General features: G+C 68.0%; 14 protein-coding genes. 6 read left to right on the top strand and 8 right to left on the bottom strand.

The genetic code is table 11. The features are described 5' to 3' along the window. The first annotated feature begins 33 nt into the window (after nucleotides 1–33). The 4 genes from mnmG to ETX26_RS12620 are packed head-to-tail and all read left to right on the top strand — an operon-like array spanning nucleotide 34 to nucleotide 4272. A complete protein-coding gene (gene mnmG / locus ETX26_RS12605) occupies nucleotides 34–1899 on the top strand; it encodes a tRNA uridine-5-carboxymethylaminomethyl(34) synthesis enzyme MnmG (protein WP_129525014.1) in 1866 nt (621 codons plus the stop codon). Then, on the top strand, nucleotides 1896–2525 hold the full coding sequence (gene rsmG, locus ETX26_RS12610) for a 16S rRNA (guanine(527)-N(7))-methyltransferase RsmG (protein ID WP_129525015.1): 630 nt from the start codon (nucleotides 1896–1898) through the stop codon (nucleotides 2523–2525). Before mnmG ends, rsmG begins: the two co-directional genes overlap by 4 nt. Next, the gene (locus ETX26_RS12615) at nucleotides 2522–3298 is read left to right on the top strand and encodes a ParA family protein (protein WP_129525016.1); all 777 of its coding nucleotides are present in this window, start codon (nucleotides 2522–2524) and stop codon (nucleotides 3296–3298) included. Before rsmG ends, ETX26_RS12615 begins: the two co-directional genes overlap by 4 nt. Continuing rightward, the gene (locus tag ETX26_RS12620) at nucleotides 3295–4272 is read left to right on the top strand and encodes a ParB/RepB/Spo0J family partition protein (protein WP_129525017.1); all 978 of its coding nucleotides are present in this window, start codon (nucleotides 3295–3297) and stop codon (nucleotides 4270–4272) included. Before ETX26_RS12615 ends, ETX26_RS12620 begins: the two co-directional genes overlap by 4 nt. A gap of 103 nt (nucleotides 4273–4375) precedes the next feature. On the opposite strand, the gene ETX26_RS12625 is transcribed toward ETX26_RS12620, so the two are convergent. Both ETX26_RS12625 and ETX26_RS12630 read right to left on the bottom strand, forming a co-directional pair. Next, nucleotides 4376–5266, bottom strand: coding sequence for a glycine zipper 2TM domain-containing protein (locus ETX26_RS12625; RefSeq protein WP_225425767.1), 891 nt, complete (start codon nucleotides 5264–5266; stop codon nucleotides 4376–4378). 116 nt (nucleotides 5267–5382) lie between these two features. Next, on the bottom strand, nucleotides 5383–5865 hold the full coding sequence (locus ETX26_RS12630) for a GAF domain-containing protein (RefSeq protein ID WP_129525018.1): 483 nt from the start codon (nucleotides 5863–5865) through the stop codon (nucleotides 5383–5385). A 62-nt stretch (nucleotides 5866–5927) separates the two neighbouring features. Between ETX26_RS12630 and ETX26_RS12635 the strand changes: the two genes are divergently transcribed. Next, nucleotides 5928–7385, top strand: coding sequence for a PQQ-dependent sugar dehydrogenase (locus ETX26_RS12635; protein ID WP_129525019.1), 1458 nt, complete (start codon nucleotides 5928–5930; stop codon nucleotides 7383–7385). Nucleotides 7386–7388: 3 nt separating this feature from the next. Here the strand turns inward: ETX26_RS12635 and ETX26_RS12640 are convergent, their stop codons facing one another. Together ETX26_RS12640 and ETX26_RS12645 are read right to left on the bottom strand one after the other, a co-directional pair. Beyond that, a complete protein-coding gene (locus ETX26_RS12640; protein ID WP_129525020.1) occupies nucleotides 7389–8231 on the bottom strand; it encodes a DUF815 domain-containing protein in 843 nt (280 codons plus the stop codon). Further along, the gene (locus ETX26_RS12645; RefSeq protein ID WP_129525021.1) at nucleotides 8228–9970 is read right to left on the bottom strand and encodes an acyl-CoA dehydrogenase; all 1743 of its coding nucleotides are present in this window, start codon (nucleotides 9968–9970) and stop codon (nucleotides 8228–8230) included. Before ETX26_RS12645 ends, ETX26_RS12640 begins: the two co-directional genes overlap by 4 nt. Nucleotides 9971–10020: 50 nt before the next feature. Here ETX26_RS12645 and ETX26_RS12650 point away from each other — a divergent pair, with 50 nt between their 5' ends. After that, nucleotides 10021–10974: an L-threonylcarbamoyladenylate synthase gene (locus ETX26_RS12650; RefSeq protein WP_129525022.1), complete on the top strand. Its 954-nt coding sequence runs from the start codon at nucleotides 10021–10023 to the stop codon at nucleotides 10972–10974. A 6-nt stretch (nucleotides 10975–10980) separates the two neighbouring features. On the opposite strand, the gene ETX26_RS12655 is transcribed toward ETX26_RS12650, so the two are convergent. The 4 genes from ETX26_RS12655 to fdxA form a co-directional block, all read right to left on the bottom strand. Then, the gene (locus ETX26_RS12655) at nucleotides 10981–11316 is read right to left on the bottom strand and encodes a hypothetical protein (protein WP_225425768.1); all 336 of its coding nucleotides are present in this window, start codon (nucleotides 11314–11316) and stop codon (nucleotides 10981–10983) included. Nucleotides 11317–11382: 66 nt separating this feature from the next. Then, nucleotides 11383–12195, bottom strand: a complete 813-nt coding sequence (locus ETX26_RS12660; protein WP_129525023.1) for a head GIN domain-containing protein — start codon at nucleotides 12193–12195, stop codon at nucleotides 11383–11385. 154 nt (nucleotides 12196–12349) lie between these two features. After that, a complete protein-coding gene (locus ETX26_RS12665) occupies nucleotides 12350–12883 on the bottom strand; it encodes a CarD family transcriptional regulator (protein WP_129525024.1) in 534 nt (177 codons plus the stop codon). Nucleotides 12884–13128: 245 nt separating this feature from the next. Further along, nucleotides 13129–13467: a ferredoxin FdxA gene (gene fdxA, locus ETX26_RS12670; protein WP_129525025.1), complete on the bottom strand. Its 339-nt coding sequence runs from the start codon at nucleotides 13465–13467 to the stop codon at nucleotides 13129–13131. Nucleotides 13468–13499 lie beyond the last annotated feature (32 nt).

Consider the following 13499-nt stretch of genomic DNA (forward strand, 5'->3'; position numbering starts at 1 on the left):
ACCGCCTGCACGAGATCGCCTATCGCGCGTGCCATGCGCTCCTACGACATCCTCGTCATCGGCGGCGGGCACGCCGGGGTCGAAGCGGCAGCCGTCGCCGCACGGATGGGTGCGCGCGTCGGACTGGTGACATTCGATCCCGAAACGGTCGGGGCGATGAGCTGCAACCCGGCGATCGGCGGGTTGGGGAAGGGCCACCTCGTGCGCGAGGTCGACGCCTTCGACGGCGTGATCGGCCGCGCGGCCGATGCAGCGGCGATCCACTACCGCATGCTCAATATGTCGAAAGGCAGCGCTGTGTGGGGTCCGCGAATCCAGGCCGACCGCAAGCTGTTCAAGGCCGCGGTCCAGCACGCGCTGGATGAGCAGGCGAATCTCGACGTGATCGCGGGGGAGGCGGCGGCCCTGATTCTGGACGGCGGCCGGACGAAGGGTGTCACGCTCGCCGACGGCGCACGCATTGAAGCGCAGGCGGTGATCCTGTGCACCGGCACCTTCCTCGGAGGGCGCCTGTTCCGCGGCGAGGAACGGTTCGAAGGCGGACGGATCGGCGAGAATGCTGCGCACGTTCTGGCGGCGCAGCTCCGCGAAGCGAAGCTGCCGATGGCGCGGCTCAAGACCGGCACGCCGCCACGGCTGGACGGGCGGACGATCGACTGGGCGCGGCTGGCCGAGCAACCGTCCGACGACGGGACCTGGACCATGTCCGCTGTCATGCCGCGCCGCGCGAATCCGCAGGTCTTCTGCGCCATCACCCGCACCAACGCGCGCAGCCACGATATCATTCGCGCGGGGCTCGACCGATCGCCGCTGTTCACCGGGGCGATCGACGCGCAGGGCCCGCGCTATTGCCCGTCGATCGAGGACAAGATCCACCGCTTCGGCGACCGCGAGGGACACCAGGTGTTCCTCGAACCCGAGGGGCTCGACACGCACCTCGTCTACCCCAACGGCGTCAGCACCTCGCTTCCGGTCGACGTCCAGCTCGCCATGCTCAGAAGCATGGAAGGGCTCGAAGCCGTCGACATGGTCGTGCCGGGCTATGCCGTCGAGTACGACCACATCGATCCGCGTGCGCTCACGCCGGCGCTCGAGCTGCGCGCGATCGGCGGGCTCTATTGCGCGGGACAGATCAACGGCACGACCGGCTACGAGGAAGCCGCGGCACAGGGGCTTGTCGCCGGAATGCATGCGGCGGCCGCGGCGGTGCTGGGCCGCGAGCCGGCGGCGCTCGACCGCGCCAACTCCTACATCGCGGTCATGGTCGACGATCTGACTCTGCAGGGGGTCAGCGAACCCTATCGCATGTTGACCGCGCGCGCCGAGTATCGCCTGCGGCTGCGCGCCAACAATGCCTCGACGCGCCTGACACCGCTGGCGATCGCAGCCGGTTGCGTCGGCGATGCGCGCTGCCGCTGGTTCGAATCGCGCGAGCAGCGGCGTGCCGAGTGGGGCGCGCAGCTCGCGAGGGAAGTGCCCGCATCCGAGCTGGAGCAGGCCGGGCTGCCGATCCGGCGCGATTCGGGCGTCCGTCGGCTGGACGAGTGGCTGCGCTACAACGGCGTCGATCTCGCGGGACTCGCGCCGTGGCTGGGTCAGGGTTTCGATCCGGCCGAGGAGATCGCGGTGGAGCTTGCCGAGGATGCGATCTATGCGCCCTATCTCGAACGGCAGGAGGCCGAGCTGCGGGACCTGCGTGCCAGCGAGGCCGTCCGGCTTGGTGCAGGTTTCCCTTATGGGGAAGTGCCGGGCCTCTCCAACGAGATGGTGGAGCGGCTGACCACGGCGCAGCCCGAGACGCTTTCGGCAGCGGGGCGAGTCCCGGGAATCACACCCGCGGCGCTCTCGGCGGTGCTCGTCCACGCGCGTCGGCGCGATGCGCGGCAAGAAGCGGCGTGATCGCGACCGAGGATCAGGCGCGCGCGTATGTCGCTGGTCTATGCGATCCGCCCGCCATGGAGAGGCTGGACTTACTGATCCGCGCGCTCGCCGAGGAGAACGAGCGGCAGAACCTCGTGGCACGCGCAACGTTGCCATCGGTATGGCTGCGGCATATCGCGGACTCGGCGCAGCTTCTCGAGTATGTTCCACGTGAAACAGGACCGTGGCTCGACCTCGGCTCGGGGGCTGGGCTGCCGGGCCTGGTCATCGCCGCGATGCGGCCCGACTGGCCCGTGGTTCTCGTTGAATCGCGCCGTAAGCGAATCGCGTGGCTTGAGCGCATGCGGGACGAGCTTGCGCTCGAACATTGCCGGATCGAAGGGGCACGACTCGAGAATGTGGACAGCGCCCCCGTGGGCGTGATCTCGGCGCGCGCGTTTGCGCCGCTCGCACGTATCCTCACGCTGTCCTCACGCTTTTCCACAAGCGAAACCCTGTGGCTGTTGCCCAAGGGGCGCTCCGCGGCGCAGGAATTGCAGGAGCTGCCCAAGGGGCAGCGGTCGCTGTTTCACGTGGAACAATCCCGCACGGATCCCGCATCGGGGATCATCGTCGGCAGGTTGGCCGGGAGAAAAAGACCATGATCACGATCGCCATCGCGAACCAGAAGGGCGGGGTTGGCAAGACGACGACCGCGATCAATATCGCGACGGCGATGGCGGCTACGGGGTGGAAGACCTTGCTGGTCGACCTTGATCCCCAGGGCAACGCCTCGACCGGCATGGGTATCGCAAGCGCTGACCGCGAGAGTTCGACCTACGACATTCTCGTGGACGAGGTTCCGCTCGCCGAATGCGTCCATCCGACGACGATCCCCGGGCTGGATATCGTTCCGGCCACTGTCGATCTTAGCGGGGCCGAGGTCGAGCTGGTGTCGGTCGAGGATCGTACCGCGCGGCTTCGGCGCGCTTTGGCACATCACCACGCGCACGACATCTGCTTTATCGACTGTCCGCCTTCGCTCGGGCTGCTCACGCTCAATGCGCTTGGCGCGGCCGATACGCTGCTGGTTCCGCTGCAATGCGAGTTCTTCGCGCTCGAGGGGCTGAGCCAGCTCCTGCAGACCGTCGAGCGGGTGCAGCAGCGCTTCAATCCCGATCTGGGGATCATCGGTATCGTGCTGACGATGTTCGATCGGCGCAACCGGCTGACGGATCAGGTGGCCGACGACGTGCGCGATTGCCTGGGTAAGCTGGTGTTCGAGGCGGTCATCCCGCGCAACGTGCGCTTGTCCGAGGCGCCGAGCCACGGGCTTCCGGCGCTCGTCTACGATCACGCCTGCGCCGGCAGCCGCGCCTATATCGCGCTGGCCCGTGAACTGATCGGGCGCATTCCCGAGAAGAGGAAAGCCGCATGAGCAACCCTACCGAACCAACCCCCGGCTCGGCGCCCGTTCGCGGCGCGACCGATCGCAAGAAGAAGCTCGGCCGGGGCCTGGGCGCATTGCTCGGCGAAACCCAACGCGAAGAACCGCTGGTTCGCGAATCCGCCGACAGATCGGCCGGGAATGGCGGGAATTCAACCACTTCGCTGCGGTCGGGCCTGGCCTCCATTGCGACATCGGCCATCGAACCGCTCCCTGGCCAGCCGCGCCGCCGCTTCGACGAGGCGGCGCTCGACGAACTTGCCGGGTCGATCGCGCAGCGCGGCGTGATCCAGCCGGTGATTGTCCGGCCGCTGGCCGGCGGACGCTACCAGCTGGTTGCCGGCGAGCGGCGCTGGCGTGCGGCGCAGAAGGCGCGGCTCCACGAGATTCCCGCGATCGTGCGCGAGCTCGACGAAGCCGAGGTCATGGCGCTGGCACTGATCGAGAATATCCAGCGCGAGGATCTGAACCCGGTGGAGGAGGCGCGCGCCTATCATGCGTTGGCCGACCGGCAGGGCATGACCCAGGGCGAGATCGCGCAGCTGGTCGACAAGTCGCGCAGCCATGTCGCGAACCTCCAGCGCCTGCTCAATCTGCCCGACGAAGTGCTCGACCTCGTCGAGGACGGCGCGCTCTCGATGGGCCATGCGCGGGCGCTGATCGGAAACGAGGCGGCGGTCGAACTGGCGAAGCGCGCGGTGGCTCAGAAGCTCTCGGTCCGCCAGATCGAGAAGCTGGCCGCGCAGCCCGCCGCGGGCGAACCGCGCCGCAAGGCGCGCAGCTCGCGTGATCCCGCCAAGGATGCTGATATCGCGGCGGTCCAGAGCCACCTCGAGGAATTTCTCGGGCTCGGCGTGCGGATCAAGACCGATGCCGATCCGCGCTCAGGGACCGTGACGATCCGCTACCGCACCCTCGACCAGCTGGACCTGATCTGCCAGCGTCTCACCGGCGGTGACATTTGAAGACCCGTAAGGTATTGATATAAACGGATAAAAGGCGGCGGCCAGGTGGCTCCACGGCCGCCGCCTCCCCCCTCTCGAAGTCGCAACAGCGACTTCGCCCAAGTCATCTGCTCTTGGTGTACTTGATCCGCTTGTCGGCTGCGGGGGCCGGCTTCGAGATCACGCGGCGCTTGGGACGCGGGTGGTGCTCGACGCGCGGCGCGGTCTCGACCCATTCCTCGGTCACATATTCGCGCACGACGGCGCGCTGCGGGACTGCCACCAGCACGGGCATGTAGGTGACCGCCGGGGTACACGCGCAGCCGTGTCCGTAATATCCGGGATAGGCGTATCCATAAGGGGCCGGGTAGGCGGGCGCGGGCGCGTGGGCGTAACCGCCCGAACGGCGTTCGAGCAGGCTCTCGCAGTAGTCCTCGGCCCGGTCGCGATCGACGGCCGCATCGATCGCGGTTCCGATCGCCAGCCCGGCGAGACCGCCCACGCCCGCGCCGATCAGGGTACCTGCCAGGCGCTCACCATCGGCGACGCGATTGCCGATCAGCCCGCCTGCGGCCGCACCGATCAGTCCTCCGGCGACGCCGCGGTCATCGCGGCGCCCCTGGGTCCGGTAGTATGCGCGGCAGTCGGCCAGCCACGCTTCACGATCGAAATGGGAAGGAGGCGCGACGGGCGCCGGATAGTAGGCCCCTGGCTGGGGCGGAGCGGGGTGATACGCCGGCGGGCGCTCGCGCTCGTAATCATAGGCGTAGTCGTCGTAGTCCCCCTCGTCGTAGTACTCCGGCTCGTCGTACGCCTGGGCTTCCGACGGCGGAGCGGGCATTCCGGGCGGTTCGGGAAGCGGTTGCACCACCGGTTCATGCCGGTAGATCACTTCCCCGGGCGGCAGCGGATAGGCGTATTCGTACGGCATCTCAGGCTGCTGCGCCGTCGCCGGAGACGCGGCGCCGATCGCGCCCACCGCGGCGCCGAGCAGGGTCAGGTGACGGGCGGTCATGGTCGATCCCCTTCGTTAGGCCGAGTCGATTCCCGGCATTAACGAAAAATCTACCATTGCAACCCACAGAGGCACACGTGCCTGCGCGCAATGTCCCGAAACGGGGCGCCACGGGGTCAGATCCGGTCGGCGAGGAGCGCTGCCAGCGCTTCAAGACCGTCAGCATCCTCCCGATCGAAGCGCGCCCGCTCCGGGCTGTCGAGATCGATCACCGCGATCACCCCACCATCGCGGAAGACCGGCACGACCAGTTCCGAGCGGCTCGCGGCGTCGCACGCGATATGGCCGGGAAAGGCATGCACGTCCTCCACCAGCTGCGTCTCGCCCGACTGCGCCGCGGCTCCGCACACGCCCTGGCCGAGCGGAATGCGGATACACGCAGGTCGCCCTGCAAACGGGCCGAGCACGAGCTCGCCCTCGACCATCCGGTAGAAGCCCGACCAGTTGAGGGTCGGCACGAACTCCCAGATCAGGGCCGCGACGTTGGCCATGTTGGCGATGCCGTCGCGCTCGCCGGCGGTGAGTGCGTCGGCGGCTGCGCAAAGCTGGCGGTAGAGCTCGGGCTTGGGGAGGGCGGGGTCGGCAGTGAAATCGTACATGGCATGCCTCTAGACCGCTGCGCCATTGCCGCAAAGGCCCGCAGCGCGTAATCCTCCCGCGCATGAGCACCAAGCGCAAGATCCTGATCGGGGTCCTCCTCCTGATCCTCGTCCTCATCTTCGCGGCCGCCTGGATCGTGCAGGGCGATGAGGCCGATCTCACCGTGGCGGACGTCTCCGGCACCGATCCGACCCTGGCCGAACCCGATTCCGAGACGATCCCGACCGTCCGGATCGCCGAACCGGTCGGCTGGGCATCCGACGAGGCGCCGCGCGCGGCCGAAGGGCTCGCGGTGGCACGCTTTGCCGAGGGGCTCGAGCATCCGCGCGTGCTTCACACGCTGCCCAACGGCGATGTCCTGGTGACGCTGACGCGCGCGCCCAAGCGCGAGGGCGACGGGGGCGGTTTCACCGACTGGATCGCCGGTCTGCTGATGTCGCGTGCCGGGGCGCGGGGCGAATCGCCCGACGAACTCGTGCTGCTGCGCGACGCCGACGGGAATGGTACCGCCGAGCAGCGCTTCGTGCTGACCGGCGATCTCGAATCGCCCTCGGGCATCGCCTGGGCCGACGGCACGCTCTATGTCGCCAATCACGACGCCCTGCTCGCCTTCCCCTACGAGCTCGGCGCGACGCAGATCGTGGCCGAGCCACGCAAGCTGATGGACCTGCCGGCCGGCGGCAATCACTGGATGCGCAACATCGCGCTCGATCCCGAGGACCGCCATGTCTACGTCGCGGTCGGGTCGGCTTCCAACATTGCCGAGAAGGGCATCGAAGCCGAAGAAGGCCGCGCGGCGATCTGGGAGTACGATCTGGAGCAAGGGCGCCAGCGGATCTATGCCACGGGCCTTCGCAATCCCAACGGGCTCGACTGGAACCCGTGGAGCGGCGAGCTGTGGACCACGGTGAACGAGCGCGACATGCTCGGCTCGGATCTCGTGCCCGATTATCTCACCAACGTGCCGATCGGCGCGCAGTACGGCTGGCCCTGGGTCTACTGGAAGAACAACATCGATCGCCGTGTGGAGGCGCCGATGCCTGCGTTCCTCATCGAATACGCGCGGCGGCCCGAATATGCGCTCGGCCCGCACGTCGCGGCGTTGGGGCTGGTCTTCAGCGAGGAAGGCGCGCGGATGGGGCCCCGCTTCGCTCAGGGCGCTTTCATTGCGCGCCACGGATCGTGGAACCGCAAGCCGCCGGCAGGATACGACGTCGTCTATGTCGCTTTCGACGACCGCGGCAATCCGCTCGGCAAACCGGTCCCCGTACTGTCCGGCTTCCTGACCGGCGAGGGCACGACACGCGGCCGCCCGACCTGGGTCGAATGGGCCGGTGACGGCGCGCTGCTGGTCAGCGATGACACGGCCGGTATCATCTGGCGTGTGATCGCTCCCGGTGCCGAGCCCTTGCCGGCGATCGAGCGTCGACAGGGCGATTCGCTGCCTCCGCAACGTGAGCTGGGCGGCAGCACGGCGACGTTCGAGGACGACTACGCGCGCGAGGATGTGGTTCGCTGAGGCTCAGATCGCGCGTCCGGCGCGTCCGGCAAGCTCGTTCACATAGTGCCATGCAGTGCGGCCCGACCGGGCGCCGCGGCGCCGCGCCCATTCGAGGGCGTCGGCTTCGCTCCATTCCAGGCCGTATTCATCGGCGTACCCGCCAATTATGGCCAGGTACTCGTCCTGCGTACAATTGTGAAAACCGATCGAGAGTCCGAACCGGTCGGCGAGGGCGAGCGTATCGTCGACTGCATCGCGCGGATTCAGCGGATCGTCCTGTTCGCGTGAATGCCGCGGCACGATCGCGCGGCGGTTGGAGGTGACCGCGAGGCGCACATTCGCCGGCCGCGCCTCGACGCCGCCCTCCAGCCAGCTGCGCAGATGGCGTGGTCCGGACGTATCCTCCTCGCCAAAGCCCAGATCGTCGATGTAAACGAGGAAGTTTCGCTCTACGTCGCGCAGCCGTGCGAACAGGCGCGGGAGCGAGTGCAGGGCGTCTGCCGCGACCTGGACCAGCGCGATGCTGCCGGGCACCTCAGCCTGCGCTGCGACGACGGAGGCGCGCACCAGCGCCGACTTGCCCATGCCCCGCGCCCCCCACAGCAGCATGTCGTGTGCGGCGTAGCCTCGGGCGAGCCGCACGACATTGGCTGCGACGGCATCGCGCTGCGCATCGATCCCCCCGAGCAGCGCGAGCGACGGCGCGTCGATCGTCGCGACCTGCCGGGCCGAGCGCCCGTCCCACATATAGGCGGGCGCCGTGTGCCAATCCGTTTCGTGTGCCGCTTCCCCCGCGAGCCTCTCGAGCGCGTCGGCGATGCGCGCCAGAGGATCGCCTTGATCGGGGGAAGTCCCGCGCGTCATCCCGCGAGTTGCTCGCTCGTAAGCGCGTAGAGCGGCTCCGCGCCTGCCATGGCCGACGCCTTGAGCCCGGCCGCCTCGGCCACGAGCCGGTCGAGGAAGAAGCGCACGCTGGCGCGCTTGGCGGCAGCGAGGCCCGGCGCTTCGCCACTCTCGACCGCCCGAAGCTGCCGCAGCAACTGCCACCCGGCGACCGCGACGGCGGACATCGTGCAGAATGGCACGCTGCCGGCGAGCCGGTCGTCCAGCGAAGCAGTGTCGCGCATCCATTCGCCGACCGCGGCACAGTCGTTCGCGAGCGCGGCGAGGGTCGGCTCATCGCTCGTCGCATCGCGCGCGATATCCGCCATCAATGCGGCGAACACCGCGCCGTTCTCGAGCCCCAGCTTGCGCATCACCAGATCGGCGGCCTGAATGCCGTTGGTGCCTTCGTAGATCGGGGCGATGCGCACGTCGCGGTAATGCTGCGCGGCGCCGGTCTCCTCGATGAAGCCCATGCCGCCATGGACCTGCACGCCGAGGCTGGCGACTTCGACGCCCACGTCGGTTCCCCAGGCCTTGATCAGCGGCACGAGCACGTCGCCGCGCCGGTCGGCGGCTTCGTCGCCCAGCGTACCGCGGTCGACCTGCCCCGCGGTGTAGTAGAGGAGGGCCCGCGCGCCCTCGGTCAGCGCCTTCATCCGCAGCAGCATGCGGCGCACGTCGGGATGTTCGATGATCGCGACCGGCGTCTTGTCGGGCGATCCCGCGCGGGCGGACTGCACGCGCTCGCGGGCATAGGCGAGCGCGGCCTGGGTCGCGCGCTCGCCGATCTGCACGCCCTGGTTGCCGACGTTGATCCGCGCGTTGTTCATCATCGTGAACATCGCCATCAGGCCGCGGTTTTCCGCGCCGACGAGTTCGCCGATGCATTCGCCGTTGTCGCCGTAGCTCATCACGCAGGTGGGCGAGGCATTGATGCCGAGCTTGTGCTCGAGGCTGACGCACCGCACGTCGTTCTTCGGACCGAGCGAGCCGTCGTCGTTCACGTGGTACTTGGGCACGAGGAACAGCGAGATGCCGCGGCTGCCCTCGGGTGCGTCGGGCAGGCGCGCGAGAACGAGATGGATGATGTTCTCGGCCAGATCGTGCTCGCCGAAGGTGATGAAGATCTTCTGTCCGGCGATGCGGTACTTGCCGGCGTGCTCACCGCTTTCGATCGGCGTCGCGGCCGTGCGCAGCGCGCCGAGGTCGCTGCCCGCCTGCGGCTCGGTGAGGTTCATCGTGCCCGACCACTCGCCGCTGACCAGTTTCGGCAGATAGGCCGCCTTCTGCGCCTCGCTTCCGTGATGCTCGAGCGCCTCGATCGCGCCGACTGAAAGCATCGGCAGCAGGCTGAAGGCCATATTCGCGGTGCCGAGGTTCTCGAGCACGTTGCAGGCGAGCGTGAAGGGCAGGCCCTGGCCGCCGAACTCCGCCGGGCCGGCGATCGCGTTCCAGCCCTGCGCGACATAGTCGGCATAGGCCTCGGCGAACCCGCCCGGCAGGCGCACTACGCCGTTCTCGAGCTTCGCGCCTTCCAGGTCGCCCACGCGGTTCAGCGGCGCCCATTCGCCTGCCGCGAACGCGCCGATGCCTTCGACGATCGCCTCGACCATGTCGGGCTCGGCAGCGGAGAAGCGTTCGGATGCGGCGAGGTCGGCAATCCCCGCATTGACGCGGATGGCGAGCAACTGGTCCTGGGTGGCGGGCGAATAGGTCACGTCGTGCGGTTCCCCTTGGCTTTGCGCCGATGCGCATATAGCGCGCGGGAATGGGCGGCAAGAACGCGACCGAAACAGTTCCCGCGGATGCGGAAGGAATTGCTCGCGCAGCGAGAATACTCGCCGACGGCGGGCTGGTCGCAGTGCCGACGGAGACCGTCTACGGCCTTGCCGCGCGGGCGGACAGCGACGAGGCGGTCGCGCGCATCTATGAGGCGAAGGGCCGGCCGAGTTTCAACCCGCTGATCGTGCACGTCCGCGATGCTGCGCAGGCCGCCCGGTACGCGTGGCTGGAGAGGGACGCGGACCGTCTCGCCCAGTCCGTCTGGCCCGGGCCGCTGACGCTGGTCCTGCCCCGGCGCGAGGACGCGGGCCTGGCGGCCGCAGTCACCGCCGGCCTGCCGACGGTGGCCCTGCGCGCGCCCGCGCATCCGGCGATGCGGGCATTGCTCGCCGCCTGCGATTTCCCGCTCGCCGCGCCCTCGGCGAACCGCAGCGGCTTCATCAGCCCGACGAGAGCCGAACATGTCTCGGCCTCGCTCGATGGGAGGATCGATCTGATCCTCGACGCCGGCGCCTGTACGGAAGGCGTCGAATCGACGATCCTCGCCATTCGCGAGAACGGCCGCTGGGATGAGCTGCGCCCCGGACCGGTGGATCTCGATGCGCTCCACCGGCGGCTGTTCGATGCGCCGCGCGAGAGAGGCGGCGCGGGCGGCGCGATCGAGGCGCCGGGCCAGCTCGCGAGCCACTACGCGCCGGGTAAGCCGGTTCGCCTCGACGCCGCCGTTGCCGAAGCGGACGAGTTCATGATCGGTTTCGGCGACGTTGCGGGCCACTGCACCCTGTCGCCATCCGGCGATCTCGCCGAAGCCGCCGCGCGGCTCTACGCCTGTCTGCACGAGGCGGCACGGTCCCATCTTCCGCGCGTGGCGGTTGCCGCGGTTCCCGAGGAAGGCGTTGGTGCTGCGATCAACGACCGCTTGCGCCGCGCCGCGGCCTGAGACCGGCTAGCGCGGTTCCGGCTCGACCGGAATGCTCGGCAGCAGAACCTGCATCTCGCCGTAGGTCTTGCGCGCCTTGTCGCAGGCGCGGCGATCGCCGTCGCTGCAATCGCGCATTTCGTTCGCATAGCGGCGTTCGAGCTTGCCCAGCTCTTCCTCCCGCTTGCGCAGTTCGCGCCCGCGCTTCTCGTCGGCTTCGGACTGGCTCGTGGTTGCCATGTCGACCGCTCCGCTGGCCACCCGCACGGGGGCCGTGACCACGTCGGCCGCGGTCCGGACGAGGCAGCCGCTCAGCGCCAAAGCCATGGGCAGGACGGTCGAAACAAGCACTATGCCGCGCATCGGAATTCCTCCTTTCGCGCGGCATAGCCGATTGTTTGCGTCCGGGCGATGAACGCCGGCGGAAATTTACCGGACGTCTGGCGCTTGCGGTGCTTCGGGCGCCCCGGGTGCGGCCGGAGCGGCGGGCGGCGAGGGCGGCGCCTCGCCGCTCGCGGTGCCCGTGCGGCAGTTGAGCGAGCCCGAGCCCATCGCGCTGATCGTGCACTGGGCGGAGCCGGTCACGGTCACGTCGCCCGAACCCATGATCGACGCCTCGACCCTGCCGTCGGAAGCAAACGCCGCATCGCCGGAACCCGCGATCGAGACATCGGCCCTGCCGACCTGGAGGCCGTCCATCCGTGCATCGCCCGAACCGGCGATCGTCAAGTCGAGCTGCTCGGCGCGGCCCGCGGCGCGATAGGTGCCCGAACCCGCGATCGTCACTTCGAGCGAGGTCGTATCGACATTGGCGGTTTCGGCCGTGCCGCTGCCCGCGATGGTCACTTCGGCGTCGCCGTCGAGCAGATCGACTTCGGCGCGGCCCGATCCGGCGAGCACGAGCTTATCGAGCCGCGGCAGCGTGACGCGCACGGTGGCGGTGCCGTCGACGTCGTTCCAGTCGTTCTCGCGCATGACGCCCAGCGTCTCTTCATCGAACGTGAAGCGCAGGGCATCGATCGCCTCCTGGTCACCGCTCACGTCGATGGCGAGCGCGTCGCCGCGCGTGACGACCACGTTGTCGGGGCCCGCAAGAACCAGTTCGGTCGGGCTCTTGCCTTCGAGGTCGAGCTCGGAAAGAGGCACGCCGTCCGAACCGTTGATGTTGATGTTTCCGTTGCAGCCGGTGGCCATCATCAGCGCGACAACCGGCGCAACCCCCTTGAGAATCTTCTGCAGCATGTGAACCTTCCTCGTGCCGAAATGGACCCAGCCCGTATTGCCGACATAATACAGCAGTATCGTCCGTTCAACCCGATACGAAAAAGGCCGCCCGGCAGGGCGGCCTTTCGTCGGTCGGACACGACGCTTGGTCGAAATCAGGCCTTGGTCGAAATCAGGCCTCTTCGGCGTTCTCGTAGTACTGCGGCGCATGTTCGCGCAGGACATTGAGGATCTTCTCGAGCGCGGCCGGCTCGTCAGTCTTCTCCATCGCCGCCAGCTCGCGCGCGAGGCGGCTCGAGGCCGCTTCGAAGATCTGCCGTTCGGAATAGGACTGCTCGGGCTGATCCTCCGGGCGGAACAGGTCGCGCGTCACCTCGGCGATCGAGACGAGGTCGCCCGAGTTGATCTTCGCTTCGTATTCCTGCGCGCGGCGGCTCCACATCGTGCGCTTGATCTTCGGCTTGCCCTTGAGCGTCTCCATCGCTTCCTTCAGCGTCTTGTCGCTCGACAGCTTGCGCATGCCGATCGCTTCGACCTTGTTGGTGGGAACGCGAAGCGTCATCCGCTCCTTCTCGAAGCGAAGCACGTAGAGCTCGAGCTGCATCCCGGCGATTTCCTCGTTCTGCAGCTCGATCACACGGCCGACGCCGTGCTTGGGGTAGACGACATAGTCGCCGACATCGAAGGCGGGAGCCTTGCTGGCCATGCAAAAATCCTTTCTGCGGTCGGGCCCCGGGGGCAGAAGTCAAATCGCCCTCGCGCCGCGCCGCATCGGGCGCGGTCGAACGGTCGATTGTCCTGTCGCGAGTGGTCCGGACCTTTCTGCTGTCACGCCTGCGACCGGCAGAACCGGTGCAGTTGTTGCATTATATAGCATAACAGCAAGAAAATTGCGAGTCCGCAGTAAGACTCCCGAATCGGGACGCCGCGCCCCGCCTTCGGTCCGGCGGATCAGTCGCCCTCGCCGGGCTCGGGCGTGAAGTACTTGTCGAACTTGCCTTCCTCGCCCTTGTGCTCGTCGGCGTCCTCCGGCGGGTCCTTCTGGCTGGTGATGTTCGGCCATTCGGCCGAATATTTCGCATTGAGCTCAAGCCACTGTTCGAGGTCGCTTTCGGTGTCGGGCAGGATCGCCTCGGCCGGGCATTCAGGCTCGCACACGCCGCAGTCGATGCACTCGCTGGGATTGATCACCAGCATTGTCTCGCCCTCATAGAAACAGTCGACCGGGCAGACCTCGACGCAATCGGTGTACTTGCACTTGATGCAGGCGTCGGTGACGACATAGGTCATTGGGAAGCGCTTCCTTTGCGGGCTTAGCCCTG

The sequence above is a fragment of the Pelagerythrobacter rhizovicinus genome (assembly GCF_004135625.1).
Taxonomy (GTDB): Bacteria; Pseudomonadota; Alphaproteobacteria; order Sphingomonadales; family Sphingomonadaceae; genus Pelagerythrobacter; species Pelagerythrobacter rhizovicinus.

What these genes read in the sequence shown, in the direction of transcription:
- ETX26_RS12665 (WP_129525024.1), bottom strand. Translation starts at nt 12,883, where the DNA reads ATGGCCAGCAAGGCTCCCGCCTTCGATGTCGGCGACTATGTCGTCTAC.
- ETX26_RS12640 (WP_129525020.1), bottom strand. Translation starts at nt 8,231, where the DNA reads ATGACGCGCGGGACTTCCCCCGATCAAGGCGATCCTCTGGCGCGCATC.
- ETX26_RS12655 (WP_225425768.1), bottom strand. Translation starts at nt 11,316, where the DNA reads ATGCGCGGCATAGTGCTTGTTTCGACCGTCCTGCCCATGGCTTTGGCG.
- ETX26_RS12630 (WP_129525018.1), bottom strand. Translation starts at nt 5,865, where the DNA reads ATGTACGATTTCACTGCCGACCCCGCCCTCCCCAAGCCCGAGCTCTAC.
- ETX26_RS12620 (WP_129525017.1), top strand. Translation starts at nt 3,295, where the DNA reads ATGAGCAACCCTACCGAACCAACCCCCGGCTCGGCGCCCGTTCGCGGC.
- mnmG (WP_129525014.1), top strand. Translation starts at nt 34, where the DNA reads ATGCGCTCCTACGACATCCTCGTCATCGGCGGCGGGCACGCCGGGGTC.
- ETX26_RS12615 (WP_129525016.1), top strand. Translation starts at nt 2,522, where the DNA reads ATGATCACGATCGCCATCGCGAACCAGAAGGGCGGGGTTGGCAAGACG.
- ETX26_RS12650 (WP_129525022.1), top strand. Translation starts at nt 10,021, where the DNA reads ATGGGCGGCAAGAACGCGACCGAAACAGTTCCCGCGGATGCGGAAGGA.
- ETX26_RS12625 (WP_225425767.1), bottom strand. Translation starts at nt 5,266, where the DNA reads ATGACCGCCCGTCACCTGACCCTGCTCGGCGCCGCGGTGGGCGCGATC.
- ETX26_RS12660 (WP_129525023.1), bottom strand. Translation starts at nt 12,195, where the DNA reads ATGCTGCAGAAGATTCTCAAGGGGGTTGCGCCGGTTGTCGCGCTGATG.
- fdxA (WP_129525025.1), bottom strand. Translation starts at nt 13,467, where the DNA reads ATGACCTATGTCGTCACCGACGCCTGCATCAAGTGCAAGTACACCGAT.
- ETX26_RS12635 (WP_129525019.1), top strand. Translation starts at nt 5,928, where the DNA reads ATGAGCACCAAGCGCAAGATCCTGATCGGGGTCCTCCTCCTGATCCTC.